Annotated in this window: 19 protein-coding genes; 15 read left to right on the top strand and 4 right to left on the bottom strand. The window is 31.6% G+C overall.

What is annotated here, in order from left to right; all coding sequences use genetic code 11:
* Positions 1–17: 17 nt before the first annotated feature.
* The 4 genes from DK442_RS10390 (at position 18) to DK442_RS10375 (ending at position 3,024) form a co-directional block, all read left to right on the top strand.
* Positions 18–599: a HupE/UreJ family protein gene (locus DK442_RS10390; protein ID WP_109435796.1), complete on the top strand. Its 582-nt coding sequence runs from the start codon at positions 18–20 to the stop codon at positions 597–599.
* 90 nt (positions 600–689) lie between these two features.
* Positions 690–1,121, top strand: a complete 432-nt coding sequence (locus DK442_RS10385) for a dCMP deaminase family protein (protein WP_109435795.1) — start codon at positions 690–692, stop codon at positions 1,119–1,121.
* Positions 1,121–2,704 carry a S41 family peptidase gene (locus DK442_RS10380; protein ID WP_109435794.1) on the top strand — a complete coding sequence of 528 codons (1,584 nt, stop codon included), beginning with the start codon at positions 1,121–1,123 and terminating at the stop codon, positions 2,702–2,704. Before DK442_RS10385 ends, DK442_RS10380 begins: the two co-directional genes overlap by 1 nt.
* Positions 2,705–2,718: 14 nt before the next feature.
* Positions 2,719–3,024 (top strand): hypothetical protein, encoded by a 306-nt coding sequence (locus DK442_RS10375; protein WP_109435793.1) that lies wholly within the window; start codon positions 2,719–2,721, stop codon positions 3,022–3,024.
* A 36-nt stretch (positions 3,025–3,060) separates the two neighbouring features.
* Here the strand turns inward: DK442_RS10375 and DK442_RS10370 are convergent, their stop codons facing one another.
* On the bottom strand, positions 3,061–3,261 hold the full coding sequence (locus DK442_RS10370; protein WP_109435792.1) for a hypothetical protein: 201 nt from the start codon (positions 3,259–3,261) through the stop codon (positions 3,061–3,063).
* Positions 3,262–3,273: 12 nt separating this feature from the next.
* Positions 3,274–3,846: a MarC family protein gene (locus DK442_RS10365; RefSeq protein ID WP_109435791.1), complete on the bottom strand. Its 573-nt coding sequence runs from the start codon at positions 3,844–3,846 to the stop codon at positions 3,274–3,276.
* Between the two features lie 114 nt (positions 3,847–3,960).
* Here DK442_RS10365 and DK442_RS10360 point away from each other — a divergent pair, with 114 nt between their 5' ends.
* The 3 genes from DK442_RS10360 (at position 3,961) to DK442_RS10350 (ending at position 8,278) form a co-directional block, all read left to right on the top strand.
* On the top strand, positions 3,961–4,530 hold the full coding sequence (locus DK442_RS10360) for a DUF3109 family protein (RefSeq protein WP_109435790.1): 570 nt from the start codon (positions 3,961–3,963) through the stop codon (positions 4,528–4,530).
* A gap of 225 nt (positions 4,531–4,755) precedes the next feature.
* Positions 4,756–5,424, top strand: a complete 669-nt coding sequence (locus DK442_RS10355) for a hypothetical protein (RefSeq protein WP_109435789.1) — start codon at positions 4,756–4,758, stop codon at positions 5,422–5,424.
* Positions 5,411–8,278 carry a CHAT domain-containing protein gene (locus tag DK442_RS10350; RefSeq protein WP_109435788.1) on the top strand — a complete coding sequence of 956 codons (2,868 nt, stop codon included), beginning with the start codon at positions 5,411–5,413 and terminating at the stop codon, positions 8,276–8,278. The genes DK442_RS10355 and DK442_RS10350 overlap by 14 nt, the downstream gene beginning before the upstream one ends.
* On the opposite strand, the gene DK442_RS10345 is transcribed toward DK442_RS10350, so the two are convergent.
* Positions 8,264–9,007 carry a tol-pal system YbgF family protein gene (locus tag DK442_RS10345; protein ID WP_160114117.1) on the bottom strand — a complete coding sequence of 248 codons (744 nt, stop codon included), beginning with the start codon at positions 9,005–9,007 and terminating at the stop codon, positions 8,264–8,266. The genes DK442_RS10350 and DK442_RS10345 overlap by 15 nt on opposite strands.
* Positions 9,004–9,555: an RNA polymerase sigma factor gene (locus DK442_RS10340; protein ID WP_109435786.1), complete on the bottom strand. Its 552-nt coding sequence runs from the start codon at positions 9,553–9,555 to the stop codon at positions 9,004–9,006. The genes DK442_RS10345 and DK442_RS10340 overlap by 4 nt, the downstream gene beginning before the upstream one ends.
* 266 nt (positions 9,556–9,821) lie before the next feature.
* Here DK442_RS10340 and DK442_RS10335 point away from each other — a divergent pair, with 266 nt between their 5' ends.
* The 8 genes from DK442_RS10335 to DK442_RS10300 all read left to right on the top strand — a co-directional run bounded on the left by DK442_RS10335 (position 9,822) and on the right by DK442_RS10300 (position 23,354).
* Positions 9,822–10,928, top strand: coding sequence for a Mur ligase family protein (locus tag DK442_RS10335; protein WP_109435785.1), 1,107 nt, complete (start codon positions 9,822–9,824; stop codon positions 10,926–10,928).
* Positions 10,925–11,956, top strand: a complete 1,032-nt coding sequence (locus DK442_RS10330) for a hypothetical protein (RefSeq protein ID WP_109435784.1) — start codon at positions 10,925–10,927, stop codon at positions 11,954–11,956. Before DK442_RS10335 ends, DK442_RS10330 begins: the two co-directional genes overlap by 4 nt.
* Before the next feature lie 18 nt (positions 11,957–11,974).
* Positions 11,975–13,039: a tail fiber domain-containing protein gene (locus tag DK442_RS10325; RefSeq protein ID WP_109435783.1), complete on the top strand. Its 1,065-nt coding sequence runs from the start codon at positions 11,975–11,977 to the stop codon at positions 13,037–13,039.
* Positions 13,040–13,046: 7 nt separating this feature from the next.
* On the top strand, positions 13,047–15,203 hold the full coding sequence (locus DK442_RS10320; RefSeq protein WP_109435782.1) for a patatin-like phospholipase family protein: 2,157 nt from the start codon (positions 13,047–13,049) through the stop codon (positions 15,201–15,203).
* A gap of 312 nt (positions 15,204–15,515) precedes the next feature.
* Positions 15,516–17,516 (top strand): thiol-activated cytolysin family protein, encoded by a 2,001-nt coding sequence (locus tag DK442_RS10315; RefSeq protein ID WP_109435781.1) that lies wholly within the window; start codon positions 15,516–15,518, stop codon positions 17,514–17,516.
* 660 nt (positions 17,517–18,176) lie between these two features.
* On the top strand, positions 18,177–19,154 hold the full coding sequence (locus tag DK442_RS10310) for a ribonucleotide-diphosphate reductase subunit beta (protein ID WP_109435920.1): 978 nt from the start codon (positions 18,177–18,179) through the stop codon (positions 19,152–19,154).
* Positions 19,155–19,457: 303 nt separating this feature from the next.
* Positions 19,458–21,929 (top strand): ribonucleoside-diphosphate reductase subunit alpha, encoded by a 2,472-nt coding sequence (locus tag DK442_RS10305; RefSeq protein ID WP_109435780.1) that lies wholly within the window; start codon positions 19,458–19,460, stop codon positions 21,927–21,929.
* A gap of 81 nt (positions 21,930–22,010) precedes the next feature.
* A complete protein-coding gene (locus DK442_RS10300) occupies positions 22,011–23,354 on the top strand; it encodes a deoxyguanosinetriphosphate triphosphohydrolase (protein WP_109435779.1) in 1,344 nt (447 codons plus the stop codon).
* Positions 23,355–23,380 lie beyond the last annotated feature (26 nt).

Below are 23,380 nucleotides of genomic sequence, written 5' to 3'. Positions count from 1 at the left end.
AAAAAACCCAAAAAAATATGTCAGAATTTTGGTTTAATATACAACTAGCCTTTAAACACGTACTAGATCTAAATGCATATGATCATGTACTGTTTTTTATCTTGTTAACTTTAGTATATAATGCAAACCACTGGAAACGTGTTTTAATACTAGTCACCATTTTTACATTAGGGCATACTATATCTATGTTCTTAGTAACGTATGGTGCAATATCGGTAAATAGAAATCTAATAGAATTTATGATTCTTGCTACCATTTTGGTTACGGGTATATTTAATGTAATGAGAGCAAATAAAACACCTTCTAACAGTGGAATTAGTATTTTTTATGTTGTTACACTAATATTTGGAATAATTCATGGTTTAGGTTTTTCGAGCTTCTTTAAAATGAGTAGTGGGTTTGGTTCTAAGTTTTTAAGCATTATTGGATTCTCCTTAGGAGTAGAAGTTGCACAAATCTTGATTGTTTTAATTGTTTTTATTATAAGTTTTATAGCACTAACAGTTTTAAGGTTTTCTAAACGGGATTGGATTCTTGTAGTATCTTCGATAGTTATCGGAATGGTAATCCCAATGCTTATGGCAAATAAAATTTGGTAAATAAATAAGTAACATTTATGGTTGTATTTGCCACATCGTAATAATATATTCGTATTTTGATTGTTATCAGTACATCAGTTATTCTACCCTATGCCAAATAAAAAACAGCTTAAGTACGATAAAGCCTATCTAAGAATAGCAAGAGAATGGGGGAAATTATCCCATTGCGAACGAAAAAAAGTTGGTGCGGTTATTGTAAAGGATAGGATGATTATTTCAGATGGATTTAATGGAACCCCAACAGGTTTTGAAAATCCGTGTGAAGACGAAGAAGGATATACAAAGTGGTATGTGTTGCATGCAGAAGCAAATGCAATTTCTAAGGTAGCGTCATCGACACAATCTTGTAAAGGAGCAACGCTTTATATTACACTATCACCATGTAAGGAATGTAGTAAATTGATTCACCAGGCGGGAATAAAACGTATAGTGTATCAGATTGATTATAAAGATAATTCTGGTTTAAGCTTTCTTGCTAAAGCTGGAGTAGAAATAGAAAAGATTACGGATTTAGACGAATAATGGGATATTCAAAAAAATACTTGCCTTTGTTTTTAGGTTTGGCGGTTGGAGTAGGTGTGTTTTTAGGCAGCAAACTTGATTTTACCAATCCTTCAGCTAAGCTATTTTCTTATAATGCCAAAAAAGAAAAACTCAATAGACTTATTGATTATATAGATTATGAATATGTAGACGAAATTAATACAGATAGTATCGTAGAGGTCACGGTGAATAGAATATTAGAGAATTTAGATCCTCATTCTGTATATATACCACCAGAAGAATTAGAGGGTATAACAGAAAGTATGCAAGGAGATTTTATCGGAATTGGCGTAAGCTATTATCCATATCGAGATACCATCTCTGTAATTAATACGATTAAGGGAGGGCCAAGCGAAAAATCAGGAATAAAGGCAGGCGATAGGATATTAATGGCTGATAATGACACCTTGTTTGGAGAAGGATTAATACGAGAAGGATTAGCTAATAAACTAAAAGGAGAATTAAATAGTCAAGTACAACTTAGAGTCTATAGAAAAGGTACAGGCGTATTTGATGTGGTTGTAAAAAGAGGAAGAGTACCTCTTCAAAGTGTGGATGCTTCTTATATGCTTGATAATAATCTGGGATATGTAAAAATAAACCGCTTTGCAGAGACTACGTATAAAGAATTTAAAGTTGCAATGGATAAACTTCTGGATGATGGTGCAGAGAGTTTAGTGATTGATCTTCGTGATAATGGAGGAGGATTTATAGCTCCAGCATTAAAAATGGCAGATGAGTTCTTAAAAGATGATGTTCTTATTATGTTTACTAAAAATAAAAAAGGAGCCATCGAAAATAATTTTGCAACCAATAAAGGAAGTTTTGAACAAGGTAAAGTATATGTCTTACTTAATGAAAACTCTGCTTCTGCTAGCGAGATTTTTGCAGGTGCAATTCAGGATAATGATAGAGGTCTGATTGTGGGTAGACGTTCATACGGAAAAGGACTTGTGCAAAGAGAAATGGCCTTAGGGGATGGTAGCGCTATACGACTTACAATTTCTAGATATTATACTCCAACAGGACGCTCCATTCAAAAACCATATGCTAACGGAAATAAGGAGTATTTTAATGAATATATGGAGCGTTATAAAAATGGAGAATTACAAAATGCAGATAGTATTCAGGTAGCAGATTCTTTGAAGTTTAAAACTCCGGGAGGGAAAACAGTTTATGGAGGAGGAGGTATTATACCCGATATATTTGTAAGTAAAGATACGACGAGAGTTGGTGAAACTTTAGATTATTTGTTGCGCTCTGGCCGTATGGGAGGATATGTCTTTGAAGAATTAGATAAAAATAGATCATATTATAATGAATTATCAGAGGAGGAATTCAAGGAAAAAATAGATGTTGATGATACTTTTGCAGAAGACTTTTTACAATACGCAAGGAGAAGAGGTATAGAAATTCAGCTTAAGAATTATAAAGAACAATTAAAAAAATATTTGAAAGCCACTATGGCACAACAATTATTCGGTACAGACGCATTTGAAAGAATTATAAACAAAGACGATGCGATGATTAATAAAGTATTATCGCTTTCTAAAGAAGAGTAATCATAACCCCTGATATGTCAGAACTAGAAGAGTATTTAGTTGCAATTGCAATTTGTTCACCACTTTTTTTCTTTATTATAGCTGTAGCTTTTAGGCTGTTAGATAATAGCGCTTCGATTTTTTTAAAACATGATATTTTGGTCGATACCTCTTACGTTTCTGGAGATATTATAAAAGAACATATTAATAATTCTGGAGATGCTAAATTGAAAAAATCATTAATGCGTGCATTATGGTTTAGAAAATTGCACAACTTCTTTATGATTTTAATGGTGATCTCAATCCCACCAGTAATTATTGCCTGCTTTTTTGTTTTTTGATACTATTTCTCATCTGGTAGTGTATTAAAAGACTCCTTAGAGATTATTTTTTTTCTTTTGAATAGCTTTAGAAACTAGTAAAATAGATAGCAATACGATTACACAAGCAGAAGCAAAAATACTAATGAGGGCAGTTTTACTATTTCCATCTAATAAATTACCAAAATCTAAATGAGTAGCATTATAAATAATTAAACCCGAAGCAATAATAATGAGTATGTATATAAAATATTTCATGGTTGTATTTGTTTAAAAAAGTCCTTGAATATTAGTTGCAAATAATTTAACAGCGATTGCAAGTAAAATTACTCCAAATATTTTCCGAACTACGTTTATTCCTTGTTTTCCTAAAACTTTTTCTATCCTACCAGAGGATTTTAGAACAATGTACACAAAGATAATATTGATTACGATGGCTATTATAATATTAATAGTATGATATTCTGCTCGTAAAGATAAAATAGATGTCATAGTACCAGCTCCGGCAATTAGAGGAAAAGCCAAAGGAACAACAGCTGCAGTTTCTGGAGCATCATCTTTATATAATTGTATTCCTAGTATCATTTCTATAGCAAGAAAAAATATAATAAAAGCTCCTGCAACAGCAAAAGAATTTACATCTATACCAATTAACCCTAAAATTTCTTTACCTACAAACAAAAATAGGATCATCAATATAGCAGCTACTACCGATGCTTTTTCGCTTTGAATATGCCCTACCTTTTTACGTAAGTCAATAATAATAGGGATACTTCCAATAATATCGATAACCGCAAATAAAATCATACTTGCAGTTAATATCTCTTTAAGGTTAAAGTTCATAAGAAAATGATTTCAAAAATTTGTGCAAATGTAAATAGACTTTATTTAATAAAGGTATTACAAAAAGGTGAATAAATTGTAAAAATTCTCTGGCATAAGAATTATCTTAGCCGCATGTTTCAATTAGGAAAAACCATAGTTTCTGAAGATATTATAGAGAAGGATTTTGTATGTAATCTTTCTGCATGTAAAGGAGCCTGTTGTATAGATGGAGAAGCAGGAGCACCTCTGGAAGAATCTGAAATTGATAAGCTTAAAGAGGTATATCCAATAGTCAAATCCTATCTAAGAAAAGAAGGTATCGAGGCTATCGAACGTCAAGGAACTCATGTTAAAACTGCCGACGGAGAGTTAGAAACACCACTGATTGATGGTGCAGATTGTGCATACGTGATTTTTGATGAAAAAGGTACTGCAATGTGCGCTATAGAAGAGGCGTATAACCAAGGAGAAGTAGATTGGAAAAAACCAGTATCTTGTCATTTATATCCCGTACGTGTTCAAGAATATACAGAGTTTTCTGCTGTGAATTATCATAAATGGGAAATCTGTGATGATGCTTGTACCTTAGGTAAAGAATTTCAGGTGCCTATCTATAAATTTGTAAAAGAAGCCTTAATTAGAAAGTTTGGCGAAGATTGGTATATAGAACTTGAAAATGTAGCCAAAAATTTGAAGAAATAGTTTTTGTATTATAGCATCAGAATGTATTAGAAATAAAAAAGGGGTTTTTTGCCCCTTATTTTTTTGTGTGATAAATTTTACATTCGTGCATCTCATATTAGTGAGTTTATTGGATAAAGAATAGTATCCATGTTAAGAGGATTAAAATTATTATGCCAAGTGTTAACCTTTACAGGTTTTATACACTAAAAAAGAAATGGGATACTAATTAAATACATCACACAAATGAAAAATTACACTTTTTTTACAACACTAATACTAACGGTATTACTGCTTGCTTGTTCGCAAAACGATAATGAATTTCAAACTACAGAATTTAGTATCGTATCAAAACATACACAAAATAATATTTATGTAACCAAAGGAGAGTATATAAAAACATTAGAACGAGATAAAAATAAATGTAAGGATAGTGTTTTGTCTTTTAATGAAGAATTATTAAGCTATAAAGTTAAAGGAGCTGTATCTGATACGATGTATTGCGAAACAAAATTTAATGAAAAAATAGAGTGGTTGCAATATGAAATTGAAAAAGCAAGAGTATATGAGTACATAGAAGAGTTTATTGGCTTTAATTCTATTGACGATGATGATACTCCTTGCCCAGAATTTAATTGCCCTATACAGTATTATATAGGAGATCATTTTATTTTCCTAGAGAATCATAATGGTTTTAAAGGAGAGATACTAGATAAAAATGGAGAACTCCTAGGTATTTTTACTGAGTTAGAACCTTTTATGGATAGTAAGTTTTTTATGTCTAGACTCCATCTTAAAAGAGAAATAGAAACCAAAATAGAAGTTGATTTGAGATTTGCATTTAAATCTGAAAGTGAATTGAATCAAATAAATATATCAGATGTTGTGTTGATTCCTTCATATGAAGAGAATTGAATACGTTAACTCTATGAGAAATAGTTGGAAAATTAGCTTTTTGTTATTTCTATGTTATATCAATTTAGCCATTGGCCAAAGTAGTACTATTAAACAGGTGAAAGAATTTGATTCCCTTTATGTCAAGGGGGTCAAATTCTTATATCAAGATAAAGATAGTCTTGAATATTATTTAGAAAAAAGCTTCGAAATAGCTAATAAAAATGACAATTTACCTCATAAATTAAAGGTGTTGTTTAAACTGATTTCTAATGCAAACTATCATTTTGATTTGTACGGAATATCAAGAAATTTAAAAAGAACAGATTCAATCTTCAAAAACGATCCATTATTTGAGTGTCTCGAGAAGAAGGAAAACTATAAAATTGATTTACTATTTAAAAAAGGAGTTTATAATTATAAATTGAAAAATTATACAAGCTCACAACATCAATTTAAGAGATTAATACATGTAGCAGATTCTTTAGGATCAAATAAATTTTCAAAAAAGATATTTAATGCAAATATATATCTTGCTTCTATTTATAAAAACCTTGGAAAACATGCCATCGCAAGAGAATTCTATCAGAAGAATTTGAATAATGGTAGTGAGAGTGCAAATGCAGGGATGAAAATGTACATTGCAGCACTATATTTAAATGAAAAGAAATATGATAAATCTATTGTATTTGCAAAACAAGCATTAGACTTTTATGTTCAAAAATATGAGATAGAGGGTGAAAAAAGATTTAAAAACACAATTATTTCAATTCAAAAAATACTAACTAAAGATTACATTGCAAAGAGAGAGTTAGATAGTGCATTAATCATTTTGAATCAAAGTAGTAAGTTCTATATAGAAAACGATCCATTTCAAAGAACATCCAATCAATTCTATGGAGATATTTATTTGCAGAAAAAAGATTTTTTAAAAGCTAAATTTTTTTATGATGAATATCTCTTTCAGACAAAAAAATATTATCATCATAAAAAACATCAGGACATTGCTGAGGCTTATGTTAATCTTGGAAATCTTTTATTTGCCAAGAAATTACCACATAAAGCCCTCGAACACTATCAAATTGCCTTAACACAACTAGCTCCTGAATTTCAGGACAAAAATTTCAAGAGTTCTCCTAATATTGACTATGTTTTATCAAAACAAGTTTTGATAAAAGTTTTATTTTCAAAACTAAAGGCATTAAAAGAAGTGTATCTAAAAGAAGGAGAGATAGAATATCTAAGGCAAGCGAACACTACTTCTTATAAAATCATAGAAACTTTGGATCAAATGAAGCCAGAGTTTGAAAACCTTTTAGATAAAGAGTTGTTGATTAATAATATTTATCCTGCTTTTCATTTAATGACAGAAATTGCTTTCGATCTTCATCAAATAACCCAAAAACAGGACTACATAAACGATGCATTTTATTTCTCAGAGAAAAGTAAAAGTATATATCTTGTAGAAGCAATACGAAAAACAAATGCAAGAAATTTTGGTGGTGTTCCGGATAAAATAATTCAGAAAGAAAAAATTTATCAAACCCAATTAAATTCGCTTGAAAAAGTAGTATATAAAACGAGAGATAGTGTATCCAAAAAAAATAGTTTGTCTAGGCTCTATCGACTTCGAAAAACATACTATGATTTTATAAAAAAAATTGAAAATGAATACCCAAAATATTACAAGCTAAAATATAATTCTAAAGTAGTTTCCTTAGATGAGGTAAAAGGAGAAATATTAAAAAAAAATCAAGGAATGATGAGTTATTTTTTATCCCAGGATGATGTATATATCATTTCTGTATCAAGAGATAATTCAAGATTTTTTAGATTTCCTATAGATGGTTCTAAAAAAGACAACATACAAAACTGGAATAAAGAGATTGTGTCATATAATTATAATAGTCAATTCAATAATGAAGAACTATCACTGCCCATCTTTAAAGATTTTGTAGAAAAAGCACTTCCCGAAGAAACAAATTCATTACTAATTATTCCAGATGGAATTTTTCAATATATACCTTTTGGAGCTTTGTCCAAATCAAATAAACAAGGAGATTATCTCATTTTTGATTTTTCAATTAGTTATGCCAATTCTGTAACTTTATACAAAGAACAGCAACAAAAACAGTTTAAAAATACTAGAAAGATGGCAGTGTTTGCTCCTGTTTTTACTGGAGAAGAATCAAAAGGACAATTATTATATAATACAAATGAAGCTCATCAAATATCTAACTACTTTCGAGGCGAGGTGTTTATAGATCAAGAAGCTTCTCTAAGTACATTTAAAACTACATCAAGTCAGTATGATATATTACATTTGGCGACTCATGGCTTTTTTGATGATGTTAATCCTGACTATTCCTATCTGGCATTTTCTAGTAAAAATATCGAGGATGATGAGAACAGTAAGCTTTATGTAAAAGATTTATATGTGTATGATATTAGTACAGAGTTAGTCACGCTTAGTGCTTGTGAAACCGGTTATGGTAAAATTATGAAAGGGGAGGGGATGTTAAGTCTGGCAAGAGGGTTTTATTATGCTGGAGCATCCTCATTGACCACAACACTATGGAAAGTTGATGATAGAACAACTTCAGTTCTAATGAAATATTATTATGAAGCTCTTGATCAAGGTAATGCTAAAGATGTAGCTATGGCTGTAGCAAAAAGAAAATATTTAGAAAATACTGAAGACGAGCCAATGAAACATCCCTTTTTCTGGGGTGGTTTTAAAGTTAGTGGTGCTATACATCCTATAGCTACAAAGAATAGAAATAGATTATTGGTAATCGGAGTATCATTTTGCGTAATTCTGCTTTTGTTTTTAAGAATTAGAAAATCAAAATTTCAAAACTCAAAGGTTGTTTAGCCCTTTTAAAAGCTCTTTTGCCTTTTTGTAGTTGTATTTTTTATCTCGTATAATCTCTTTTAAATAAGACTTAGATTGTGGGTAGTTTTTTGTTTTTAGATGGGACAAAGCAAGATACCAGACTGATTTTTCCTTTAAGCTGTCATTTGTGGTCAGATGTTTTTCTAGTAATGGAATAGCTTCTTGTACACGATTTAATTTCATCAAAGCATTAGCTTTATAGAATAGATAATATGGTTCTTGATGTTTTTGGTATAATTTATCAAATAATTCACTGGCAACATCATATTGACCACGTTCATAAGCTTCAAAAGCTAGTGTTTTTTGATCTTTTTCTTGTATACCCCTAATTAAAGGGTGTACCACATTTTGATAAGGTTGGAAGTAAGATGCGTATAGATCTTCACCGGCAATAGTACTGTTTTGTAATGCGAACCAAACTCCACATCCTATTAGAATAGCAATAGAAGCAGCTGCAATCCAAATTTTTGCGACACCAAATTTTTTGGATGTTTTTTTGGGATTAGTATATTCTTCTTCGAGTTTTTCAAATAGTGATTTAATTTCTGATTCTTCCTCTTTTTTTAAGGCGAGTTGTACATCAGTTTGAAAATAAACTTCTTTTTCAAACTCAGGATCTTCTTTTATAAATTGATCAAATAATTTAGCCTCTTCCGTAGAAAGGGTACCCTCAAAATGTTTTATGATTAATGTTTCTTTATCCATCATATGTTGGGGTTAATTAATTTTTTCAGGGATTTTAAACATCTTGATTTTTGACTTTTTACTACATTTTTATTTTCATATTGTTCAGCAATCATAATCTCTTCTATACTATAACCTTGGCTGTAGAATAATACTAAAACCTTTTTGCATTTAGCACTTATTTTTTTCAAAGCTTGTTGTACTAATTGTTGCTGTTTATTTGTTTCTGTTGTTTCATATGATAACAATTGTCCCGTTTCTTCATTTTCAAAAAAACTTTGATCTTCTACCTTTATCATTTTTTTAGAAGCTCTTAATTTCTTATAAATCATGAATTTCCCTATTCCAAATAAATATGTCTTAATACTACTATTCTGTCCAACTATTTTTCCTTGAATGGCATTTTCTCGCAGTACAATAATTGCGTCTTGATACACATCTACTACATCTTCGGTTGCGATATCATAACGCTTTGCAAAATGTAAGAAAGCATCACGATACTCTTGATATATGGTTTTTAACGTTTGGGAGTCTCCCTTTTTTAGTAAAATTAGTATTTGTTCTTCAATCATTAATGTAGAAGGAATGGTAAAGGTTAACAAAAAACTAATATAAGAATTCTTAAAAACAATGTTAACCTTTTAAAAATGGATAAAGAACATAATATAATAAAGGATGAGGCTAAGAGATCATAATTATGATTCTGACATCATATTGATTTAATCTTTCCAGAAATTATTATGACTAAAAAAAAGGTAGATAATTTTTTTCTAAAAAAATAAGATCCTGATGTTAACCTTTGAATCTTCTTTGACACTAAACTAAAAACAAAGGAGAAATGATTATTGGGGTTACAGGAACAAATGGAAAAACATCTACGCTTTATTTCTTAGAGCAGTTATATAAAAATGTCCATAAAAATATTTACACCTATGGTTCCAGAGGATTTTGGAAAAATCAGGAACGCATCGATAGATTAGAACAAAATGACCCTTTAGCATTATTGTTAGAAGAAGCTAGGTTTAATACTCCAGATTGTGATTTTTATTTTGAAGCTCATAGCCCTTTTCTTAAGAATGATTTGTATGATGGTATTCAACTTGATATGGCGGTTCTTACCAAAATATCTAATTATGAACATGCTGAGTATCATGATAATTATGAGGAATATAAACAAACCAAATTAACACTATTTTCAAAGCATCTTAAAGAGAATGGTGTTGCAATTACAAATCATAAATATTTAGCATCTGTAAAAGAACATACAAATTGTGTTGTGTTGACTTTTGGATCAGAATCAGAAGCCCATTGTCGGTATGAAATTGAAAAGAATAATAAAGATGGGGTGTATTTCTCTCTTTATTATAAGGGTCAGAGGTTTTCAGAGATATGCATCCCCTCAGCAGTGTTTATTCCTAATTTTTGCGCTGCAATTCTTTGTGCCGATAGTTCGGGGATATCTATAAAATCAGCAATTGGAATTTCAAAAAGATTCTCACTTCCCCGCGGAAGACATCATCGTATTAAAAAATATGATAAAGACATCATAATTGATTTTGCGCATAACCCAGGAGGTCTTTTGTGCTTACTTAAAGATATACAGCTAAAGTCATATGCTTCTGTTTGGACTGTGTTTGGTTGTGGCGGAGATAGATCAAAAACCAAACGGCCATTGATGGGTAAGATTGCAAAACGTTACAGTGATGTTGTTATTATTACAGAAGACCAATCCAGAAGTGAATCTACAACTTCTATTCTAGATCAAATAGCGCAAGAAGATTCTAGTCTTATCAAAATTCGGGAACGAGAGAAAGCAATTAAGTATGCTGTTTATAATGCCCCTAAAGGAGCTGTCATTTTAGTTCTTGGGATGGGAGATGATACCTATGCATTTGAAGGAGTTGAAATAAGCGATTATCAATTAGTTAAAAATATTAGTATATGAATTCGGCGACATCTATAAGGCAATTATTTACCAATTTTTACAATAAAAAAATAGCATTTAGACAATGGTTAAATCCATTTTATAAGAATAGAGATTTTATTTCATTACAAAATTGGATGATCTCTTGTCAAGCTCCTCACAAACTAACAAAAAGTGCAGAGTTTCCTGCCAAAATTGATCCAGAATGGGGAGATAATAGTCAAGGGGCGGCTCATGATGATCAATATTGGTATTTTACTAATCGACATAATCTTTTTAAAATACCGCTAACCACTAAGATTACTTCCAAAACAAAAAAGAGTAATAATGCGGGTATTCCTTCAAGGCTTTATCAAAATGGTAAAGGATACGATCATATGGGGGATATAGATATATATCAAAACAAGGTTTTTGTTCCCTTAGAAGGAAAACGCCCTCCAAAAATTGCAGTCCACGATTGCCAAACATTAAAATGCCTATATGATTATGATATCAAAAATGATGATCAACATGGTTTTCCCTGGTGTGCAATTGACCCAAAAACTAAACGATTATTCACCAGTAATTTTGACTTTGATTCAAAAGAAGGGTTGTTTGTATATCAATTAGAAACCAAAGGTAAAGAGATTACCGGAGTTCATTTTTTGGATAGATTTCCACTTTTTGACTCCAATTTTCAAAACTTCAAATTAAAACGAATTCAGGGAGGGTGTTTTAGTCCAAATGGCAACCTCTATTTGTTGAGTGATAGTAGGGATGGTGATGCGGGGTTATTAGGTTTTGATATGTATACAGGAAGACAATTTGTATATAAAAAAATCATAAAAAGAACCAATTATATTCCTTTTCCAGGAGGAGCTATTTTTGAAGGTGACGAATTAGAAGGAATCACATATTGTAACCTTACTCCTGATCAAAACCCTATCGCATCGACTCCTGGGATTAACGGAAAACTACACGTTACCATGGTTGATAAAGACCTATTCACAGATAACTTTTATTTCAAGCATTTTGATGCTTCAGATTCAAATAAATCAAATTTTATATAAACCATAAATCAAATAAAAATGAAAAAAGCAGATGTTATTTTAACAGACAAAGAAGTACAAATTGAAGGCGATCTTCGAATTAAAAACGGAGAAGATTTAATTATTGAAAATACAAAAGGTAAAGCAACGGCTAAACTATCATCTAATGGGGCCTTAACCCTTGGAGACTCAACAGCACCTAGCCATAGTCACATTAGCCTTTATGGTAAAAGTGGCAGAACAATAATTAGTGATAGTTATATGCGTGTAAAAAGTGTTCATGCTAGTAAACTAAATGGTGTTGAAGGACAAATTAAAGATTTGAAGATTTTTGGATGGAAAAATGAAGAAATCATTCCTGGGAAGATAATATTTAAAGGAAAATCAAATACAGACCTTCTTGTTATCGACCCTATAAAACAAGATATTATTTTCAAAGATGGTACTACATTAAAAGGAATCTTAGGACAATCAGGGGCGTCATCATCTGGCAATCAAACATCTAATGCAAATCAATTAGATGTAAAGAATATTCAGTTTAAAAATGGAAATGAACCTGCTCAATATTTATTTGAAAGCGGAACATCTAATCCTGACAAAATGGTACTTTCTCACTCCAAAAACTTCTCGAATTGGGGGTTAAGATATAGTGATAAGAAGGATAGTTTTCATTTTGATAGTAATGGAAAAGGAGTATTAAATGTCTTTTTAGGAAGTAAAAAAGTAGGTATAGGAGTAGAAAATCCAACACATGAGTTAGAAGTAAACGGATCAATAGCAGGGACGCAGGCTTATAAAACCTTATCAGATGTTGCGTTTAAAGAAAATGTAGAAAGTATAGTAAATCCAATTGAAGCTATTTCTTCTTTAAATGGAGTAACCTATGATTGGAATGAAAAGGCAAAGCAAACCAAAAATGTAGAGCACAAAAAACAATATGGCTTTATCGCTCAGGAGGTCGAAAAAATAGTACCAGAACTTGCATCAACCGACACGAATGGAGAAAAGTCTTTAAACTACCAGGGTATTTTGCCTATTCTGGTAGAGGCTATAAAAGAACAGCAACAAATGATAAATGAGTTACAATCTAAAATCATAAAATAAAAGAGCTATGGGTTTTTTACAAAATATAGGAGGAGCACTAATAGAAGGTGCAAAAAATGTTTATGATGTTGGTCTTGAGGTTACAGGAAAGATAGGGACATATCTTGATAATTCTATCCGATTTTTTGGAAATCTTATAGGCCCTAAAACCAAGGTTGCAATATATAAGACTAGTTCACGATTTAATTTTCCTGAGTTGGATGAATCAGAGATTATAAATCGACCAAATGTTGGATTAGCATTTAGTGGTGGGGGTACACGCTCAGCATCTTTATCGTTGGGGTACTTACAGGCAATACATAAAATGAAATTACAATCTAAAATAAGGTATACTGGTTCTATATCTGGAGGAAGTTGGGCGATAGTACCCTATACATATTTGCCAAAAGGTTTTAATGACACTCATTTTTTAGGAGCTTATACAGCACCAGAGCAGATGACAGCTAGACGCTTAGATACCATTAATAGTAGATCCGAAATGTTTGCTCATTGTATCGCAAATTCTAGACTTAATCATCGATTATTAAGTCAGTATTCAAAAGTGTTTGATGGAGCTGATGTCGATGAAACATTTAGTAATATTGTTGGAGATGTTTTTCTTAAGAAGTTTAGATTGAATAATAATAGACATATAACATGGAAAGACCGCGATATTACAAAACTTACCCGTAGAAATAACCATTTGAATCAACATGATTTTTATACTGTCGAAAAAAGTAGACCTTATATGTGTGTTAATGGTGCAATGAATCAAGATTATACAAAAATTACTAATGAAGGTATATTACCAGTAGTTAAAGACAACCATTTTACTTGGGAACACGTTGATTTTACTCCAAAATATAGTGGTATACATCGTCGTAAAAGAGGAAGTTTTAATTTTAATATTGGTGGTGGATATCTGGAAAATATAGGTTGGGATACGTATAGAAACCCTATAGATGGAAGACCGAATGATCAATGGGTAGAAACAAATATAGAAAATGATCATAGACGGTTAAGCCTTAAAGACATTATGGGTGTTTCGGGGTCGGCGCCAGGGTATTTATCTCATCTGGTAAATCATTATTCTTCCAACATCTTGAGTGCTTTACAAATATTCCCAAAATTTAAAACCTGGCCTGTATCTCCATTTGATCCAGCCTTAACCGTTGATAGAGCATATGGTGATGGAGGATATACAGATAATTATGGGATTATTCCTCTTTTAAAAAGAAGAGTACGCTCTATCGTTGTTTTTATTAATACAGATGAACCATTAAAAAATGATACTAGATTTCCTTTTGGAATTAAAGCAGATAGTTTTTTATTACAGTTGTTTGGGCATGATGTTTCTCGAATTACCAATGGAGAAAATGATTTGACTTCACCTTCTAATTTCTTAGGCCGACATGGTATTGGTAAGGTTTTTAACCAAAGATCATATAAGGCTACGATTGAAGGGTTACATAAAACCCACCTTTTATCCAATCGAACGCATGGTGGTAATGATATTCCTGACGAAATCAACAATGAAAATATTAATGGATTTGATTTAAGGGGAGTTGCTTATAAAAATAAAGATTTTTATGGACTAATCCCTGGTATAACCTATCATGAACAAGAATACGAAGTCTTGAACAATGCATTTTATGGGATAAGAGGAGGTTTCAAAACAAAGATTTTATGGGTTTATAATGATAGCTCTAAAGTATATGAGAATGCATTGAAATCTGAAGTAAGAAGAAAATTAGCACCTAATTTTCCGTTTATTAAAACATTTCTTCAAAATGCACATACCCCTAATTTTAATAAAAAACCATGGGATGAAAAAATTGAAACGCTAGAAGAGTTTTTTGAACGTATTTTCAAGGAGTTGTCAAAGACAGTTAACAGTATAGAAGCAATAGATCTTACAAATAGTCAAGTAAACTCTTTATCTAATATAGCTGCATGGCGATTATTGAGGTTGCAGAAAGTACTTAAAAATGTTTTTGACAGTGCTACAAATGTTAGCTTAAAAGAAATGGGATCTGTTGTTAAACCACAAGAAATGTCATTAAGAGTGATGCAGCAAAATATTAAACAACAAGCTCGTCAGAAAAGGATAAGAGCATTAAGTAGTTCAGTGTCTAAAATGAGTTATGCAGGAGAAATTACCAAGAGATTAGCGGTTAAATTTTAATGAGAAAAAGAGAAAGATATTAATAGATCGTTGTGCATTTAGATGTTTTTTATATCAAAATCATTTGGTTATATCGTAGAAATTAAGTTGAAGCCTTCTTCATATTCATGTTTCTGAATGCTAAAAAGGTATTCATAATCTCTTTGTAAGAATTCATAATCAAATAGTAGATTACCCCCCTTTTTTAATCTTTATCTATAAACACCTACTATAATTTTTATAGTGGGTGTTTACTTTTTTAAACTGGTTACACTAAACCATGAATCATGTCCATAAAGGACAATAAGAACTAATGAAAATAAAAGTAAAACCATGAAAAATTTAAAAAGCGTATCAAAAAAACTAAAATCATCTTGGACGGGAAATTGGAAAACCACCTACGGAATTTTAAAGCTCACTCAAAACGGAAATAAAGTTACTGGTGATTATGCAAATGTTGGTAAGATAGAAGGAACAATTTCGGGGGATCAACTAAAAGGAATATTTACTAATAAGTCAAAAAAAGGGAGTTTTTCTTTTTCTTTAGAAGGTAATGAATTTACAGGTGTTTGGGGTTGGGGTAATGATTTGTCAGCAGGTACTTGGTCTGGTGTAAAAGATATTAATGATAAAACCAATTTTGAGAATACACCGATAAATAACACCATTCCCTCAAAACGAAAAAATATATCGATTACAAAAGGTTCTGGTAATGATAAAGTAGTGTTGTCAATGCACGAAGAAGGAGAAGTTTCTGATCACCAAAAAGAGACCAGTAGCAAAAAGGTGAATAGAGATTGTGTGACAAAAACATATGAAATGGATGTTAATACTAGTGAAATTGATTTTGTAACGATGAATCAAAATGCAGATTGGTTAAAACCAGGAAATCTATTAGATGCAGAATCTACACTTAGAGGAAGTTATGCTTCAACTTCACATAAAAGAACTCCTATTAATATTACCATTACTACTTCTAGAAAAAGAATAAAAGTTAGTGATCCTACACCAACTAATTTGTCCACAAAAGTAACAGAGCTAGTCGATGGATTAAATAAAAATAAAGCCAATGGTGCGGCAATTAAATATACAGTAAATAAAATTGATTCAGAAAAGGATCTTTCTATAAAATTAACGGGATACTATAAAGATTTATCGGGTATCGAAGCTAGTTTAGGATTTAATTTTAGTAAAAAACAAAATAGAAATTATATAATGGTAGATTTTACACAGATCTACTATTCTATTTTTACAGATCCTTTAAGCAGTAATGTATTTGTTGATTCTAGTCTAAATAATACCTTGGGAGATTATGTATATATCAGTAATGTGATTTATGGACGAAGAGCTATTCTTATGATGGATACAAATTATTCTGAAGCCGAGATACAAGCAGCACTTAATGTTGATTATGATAATAAAGCTACGCAGGGAGGTGGTAGTGCTAATTTTGATATGAAAAAAATCATGAGAGAATCTACAGCTAAAGTATTAATTTATGGAGGTGATGCTAGAGATGCTGTAAAATCTATTACAAACTCAGATATGCTAAGAGGGTTTAAAAACTATATAGAAGGCTCTTTTAATGCGGCAGGAACAGGATATGGAAAACCGATAGGATACAATCTTCGTTTTGCTAATGATAATTCACTTTGTGCCATTAGAAGTGTGTTTAAGCAAACAATTACAGAGTGCAAGCCCGTTTCAGAAAGAGCATATTTAAAATTAACTATAAAAAGTATAAAATGCTTAGCAAGCGATGATCGTGATAATGTAGATGATTATATTATTACAGCCACTGCACAAGCTAAAAACAGAGATAATAATGCGATTGTAATTGATCATTCAGATTTTGTATATCGAAATAGTGATCATAACAAATTGTTTAACAAAAATAATCGTATTACAACATTAGTAACATCTAGAGAAAACAGGCAGATTCATATCAGAGAAAATAGAACTATTAATATCAATAATTCTGTTACTTATAAGATAGAAAGAGATTTATTAAAATCAGACGCTTCTATAGATTTGAACGTAAATGTAACAGAGCGTAGTGGAAATAAAAGAATTGCGTTAGGTAGAAACGAAGTAAGAAGAATTCATATTGGTGAAGCGTTAAAGTATTTATCTGGAGTAAGTGATAAAGGTGATTATGGGAAGCCTATTGTTGTAAAAGGAGATATCAATGGGGATTATATGAATTTGGCTGGGGGATATACTATTATGAAAGAAACAGGAAGTAGTCAAAACAGAAGCTTAGAAGGATATTTTTGGATGGGTAATATAAAAAGAAAATTAGCAATTTTCTTTGGATTAGATATCGTGCAATAATGTTATGCTATGTGTTTGTTTTAATTAAAAATAGAAAAACATAGAGTATAAGTAATAGAGCGATTGAATCGTAATTTATATTACGATTCAATCGTTTTTTTATATCTTATTTAAGGTATGCGACATCGTTTATTACAATAATACATGTTGAAATAACAATAAATGAGCAAATACTGATTAAAGAAAATCTAGACTACTTAATAAATGAAAATTAGTAAGAGTATGTTCCAAAAAAAATTAATCGTTAAATTCATCACTTTTTGAATGGAATTAGCACTTTTTTTATTTAAAAAACATCTAAAAATCTATTTTTTATTGTTAAAATAATCACTTTTTTCAACTACGGTTTTACCGTAAATTGATGCTTTTTTGACTTTTTGATTTTCTGTTAATAAAACTCGGTCAGCAAGTGAAAAATAAGAGTTTTTTAAGAATAAAACTCAGATTATGTGCGTTTTTGTGAAAAATGTAAGCAATTGATTTTTAATTGATTAAATGATGTTTTGTAAAGAATCATTTTATTCCAAAATCACTTCGTGTTGAAAACTTTGTTGAAAACGTTTGTTAACTTTTAGTAGAACTTTTGAGGTATTTCTTGATCTTTGTTATTCCCTAAGAAAAAGAAAAATCTCAAGAAAAAAACAGCTAAAAAAAATTAGAATGAGTGTAGTAGAACCTATTTTGCAAGAAAACAAAGATCGATTCGTGATTTTCCCGATTCAACATCATGATATTTGGGAATGGTATAAGAAGTCGGAAGCTAGTTTTTGGACAGCAGAAGAGATTGATTTACACCAGGACATTACAGATTGGGCAACCAAGCTTAATGAAGATGAACAATATTTTATTAAACATATTTTAGCATTTTTTGCTGCATCTGACGGAATTGTAAACGAAAATCTTGCAGAGAATTTTGTAAATGAAGTACAATATAGTGAAGCAAAATTTTTCTACGGATTTCAAATCATGATGGAAAATATTCATTCTGAAACGTATTCCCTGCTAATTGATACTTATGTAAAGGATGAGAAAGAAAAGGATATGTTGTTTAATGCAATCGAAAATTTTCCTGCGATTAAGAAAAAGGCAGACTGGGCATTGCAATGGATAGAATCAGATTCTTTTGCAGAACGCCTTATTGCTTTTGCAGCTGTAGAAGGAATATTCTTTTCGGGAGCATTTTGTTCTATATTTTGGTTGAAGAAACGTGGACTAATGCCAGGACTTACTTTTTCTAATGAATTGATTTCAAGAGATGAAGGAGTTCATTGTGATTTTGCAGTCCACCTTCATAATAAACACCTGGTAAATAAAGTACCAAAAGAAAGAATTCGAGAAATTATTGTAGATGCACTTAATATAGAAAGAGAATTTATAACAGAATCTCTTCCGGTAAGCTTGATCGGAATGAATGCAAAATTGATGACTCAATATTTGGAATTTGTTACAGACAGGCTATTAGTAGAATTAGAATGTGAAAAAGAATACGGAACCGCAAATCCATTCGATTTTATGGATATGATCTCGTTACAAGGAAAAACTAATTTCTTCGAAAAACGAGTTTCAGAATATCAAAAAGCCGGAGTGCTTAATAAAGATAACGAAGACAATAAAATAAGTTTTGATGCAGATTTTTAATTTCTAAAAATCTCTCAAAATAATAATATATTCATTCTGAGCTAGTCAAAAACATTTCTTCTGTTTATTCAGATTAGCTCAGTTTGATACAGCTTTATAAAAGCTTACAAACAAAAAAGGGCGAGTCATATTTATTGTATTTTACTTGTAAATTACTCTTATTTTTAGAATAAAGAGGTTTATTCTTACTATCTGATTTTGAGTAAAATACGATACTATTTTGACTTTCGAAATGTAAAATTAGGAACACAAAATTATCATCAACTTCCTTGTGAAAGGAAAAATTAAAAACCAAAAAAGCGTATGTATGTAGTAAAAAGAGATGGGCGTAAAGAACCAATTATGTTCGACAAGATTACCGCGAGGGTAAGAAAATTATGTTATGGACTTAATCCGTTAGTTGATCCTGTAAAGGTTGCAATGAGGGTGATAGAAGGACTATATGATGGAGTAACGACTAGTGAGTTGGATAATCTTGCAGCAGAAATAGCTGCGACAATGACCATAACGCATCCTGACTATGCAAAACTTGCAGCTCGTATCTCTGTTTCTAATTTACATAAAAATACAAAAAAGACATTTTCTGAAGTGGTTACAGATCTTTATGAATATGTAAACCCCAGAACAGGAAAAAAAGCACCATTAATAGCAGACGATGTATATGATGTAATTATAGCTAATAAAGAAAAATTAGACTCTACTATTATTTACAATCGCGATTTTGGTTATGATTATTTTGGTTTTAAAACATTAGAACGTTCTTACTTACTAAAGATTAATGGTAAGATTGCAGAACGTCCACAACATATGCTTATGAGGGTATCTATTGGGATTCATCCTAATGACCTAGATGCTGCTATTGAGACATATGAATTGATGTCGAAAAAATATTTTACGCACGCTACACCTACATTGTTTAATTCGGGAACACCAAAACCACAGATGTCTTCTTGTTTCCTATTGACAATGAAAGATGATAGTATTGATGGTATTTACGATACATTAAAACAAACAGCTAAGATTTCACAATCCGCAGGAGGAATTGGATTATCTATACATAATGTACGTGCTACAGGATCATACATTGCAGGAACTAATGGTACTTCTAATGGTATTGTACCTATGCTTAGAGTATATAATGATACTGCTCGTTACGTAGATCAAGGTGGAGGAAAGCGTAAAGGTTCTTTTGCTATATATGTAGAGCCTTGGCATGCCGATATTTTTGATTTCCTGGATCTTAAAAAGAACCATGGTAAAGAAGAAATGCGTGCACGTGATTTATTCTATGCAATGTGGGTACCAGATTTATTTATGAAACGAGTACAGGATGATGCAGAATGGACATTAATGTGTCCTAATGAATGTCCTGGTTTATTTGATATTCATAGCGATGAGTTTGAAGAGGCTTACCTTCGTTTTGAAGCAGAAGGAAAAGGGCGAAGAACAATAAAAGCGCGTGAACTCTGGGAGAAGATTTTAGAATCTCAGATCGAAACAGGGACACCATATATGTTGTATAAAGATGCAGCAAATCGTAAGTCTAATCAACAGAATCTGGGTACTATTCGTTCATCTAATTTATGTACAGAGATACTGGAGTACACAAGCCCTGATGAAGTAGCAGTATGTAATTTGGCATCTATTGCATTACCAATGTTTGTGAAGAATGGGGAGTTTGATCACAAAGAACTTTATAAAATTACCAAACGTGTGACCAAAAACCTGAATAGGGTGATTGATCGTAACTATTACCCGGTAAAAGAAGCAGAAAATTCTAATATGCGTCACCGCCCGATTGGGTTAGGAGTGCAAGGATTGGCTGATGCATTTATCCAGTTACGTTTACCGTTTACCAGTGATGAAGCTAAAAAATTAAATCAGGAGATTTTTGAAACACTATATTTTGCTGCAGTAACAGCATCTATGGAAGAAGCAAAAGCTGATGGGCCATATCAAAGTTATGAAGGATCTCCAATTTCTAAAGGAGATTTCCAATACAATCTATGGGGGATAAAAGATGAAGAATTAAGTGGTCGTTGGGACTGGGCAAAATTACGTAAGCAAGTGCTTAAAAACGGAGTACGTAACTCTTTATTAGTAGCTCCAATGCCTACAGCATCTACTTCTCAGATCTTAGGAAATAATGAGGCTTTTGAGCCATATACAAGTAATATCTATACCAGACGTGTGTTATCTGGAGAGTTTATTGTAGTAAATAAACACTTATTAGAAGATCTGGTAAAATTAGGATTATGGAATGATGAGCTTAAGGATGCTATCATGCGTGCAAATGGATCAATACAAAATATAGATATTATTCCGCAGGATCTAAAAGAATTATATAAAACTGTTTGGGAGATGAGTATGAAAGATATTATCGATATGTCTCGTCATAGAGGATATTTTATCGATCAGTCTCAATCACTAAACTTATTCTTAGAAGGGGCTACTATGGCCAAGTTAACTTCAATGCATTTTTATGCATGGAAAAGTGGATTAAAAACAGGAATGTACTACCTAAGAACAAAATCTGCAGTAGATGCAATTAAGTTTACACTTAAAAAAGAAACTAAAGAGGCTCCTAAGCCAGAGCAAGTAGCTGTGGCTGCTGCACAAGTAATGGAAGCACAAGCGGCAACCAAAGCTGAGCCAAAACAAGAAATAGAAGCAGTTCCTGTAGAAGGAACGGCGCTTACTCCAGAAGAACTTCGTGCAATTATTGCACAATCCAAAGAAGGCGAAGGAGACGATTGTTTAATGTGTGGGTCTTAGACCTGGATTTATATAGGGCAAAAGGGAAGTTTTCTTAGGATGCTTCCCTTTTTTGTATATTCGAATTTTCTTAGAAATATGATGAATTGGGAAGAACTTCTGTCGTTAAAAAGACAAGGGGATAAAAATAAAAGATTACGTAAAGAGCAGGATGAAACACGGCTAGGTTTTGAGGTAGATTATGACCGTATTATCTTCTCTTCTGCCTTTAGGAGTTTACAAGATAAGACACAGGTTATTCCTTTGTCCAAGACTAGTTTTGTGCATACAAGACTGACGCATAGTTTAGAGGTGTCTGTAGTAGGGCGTTCTTTGGGTAGAGTAGTGGGAAAGAAGATTTTAGAAAAACATCCGCATCTTTCTGCAATCCATGGATATCAATTTAATGATTTTGGAGCCATTGTTGCGGCGGCGGCTTTAGCTCATGATATTGGAAATCCACCTTTTGGGCATTCTGGAGAAAAAGCTATAGGAGAGTATTTTAAAACAGGAAGTGGTAATCGATATAAAGATCAGCTCACGCCAAAGCAGTACCAGGATCTGATTGATTTTGAAGGTAATGCAAACGGTTTTAAAATCCTTACAGAATCCAGAGAAGGAATTGAAGGAGGTCTTAGATTATCTTATGCCACCTTGGGTGCATTTATGAAGTATCCTAAAGAATCACTACCTAAAAAACCGACAAAACATATTGCGCATAAAAAATTTGGGTATTTTCAGAATGAAAAAGCCTTCTTTGAGGAGGTAGCTGAAGAAGTGGGATTGTTAAAACATAGTATAGGAAAAGAAGTTACTTATAGCCGTCATCCATTAACTTTTCTGGTAGAAGCAGCCGATGATATTTGCTATACAATCATTGATTTTGAAGATGGGATAAATCTGGGATTAATAGAAGAGGAATATGCATTAGAATATTTGATTAAACTAGTAAAGGATACAATTAATACTTCAAAATATAATAAACTGGCAACTACTGCTGATCGTTTGAGTTATTTAAGAGCTTTAGCAATCAATACTTTAATAGGAGAGGCTGCAACTATCTTTATTCAAAATGAAGAAGCAATACTGTCTGGAGATTTTGATGCAGCATTAATAGATAAAAGCAAATATGAAGCTCAAATTAACGACATTATCAAGATTAGTATTGCCAAAATTTATCAAAGCCAGGAAGTCACAGAGAAAGAGATTGCAGGATATGAAATTCTTGCAACACTTTTAGACCGATATTGTGTGGCTACAGATAATTTTAATGAGAGTAAGAGTTCAAACTATGATCAACTTATTCTTAGGGCAGAAGGAGAGAATTTTGATTATACAAATACCGATTTATATACACGACTGATAGGAATCAGTAACTATGTAGCAAGCCTCACAGATGGTAATGCATTATTGAAATTTCAAAAGATTAGAGGGTTAAAAATATAACATCTATCAAATAATAGATGTTATAT

Origin of the sequence: Aquimarina sp. AU119 (genome assembly GCF_900312735.1) — a bacterium.
In the GTDB taxonomy this organism is placed as follows: domain Bacteria; phylum Bacteroidota; class Bacteroidia; order Flavobacteriales; family Flavobacteriaceae; genus Aquimarina; species Aquimarina algiphila.
This window is presented reverse-complemented; position numbering and strand designations above follow the sequence as displayed.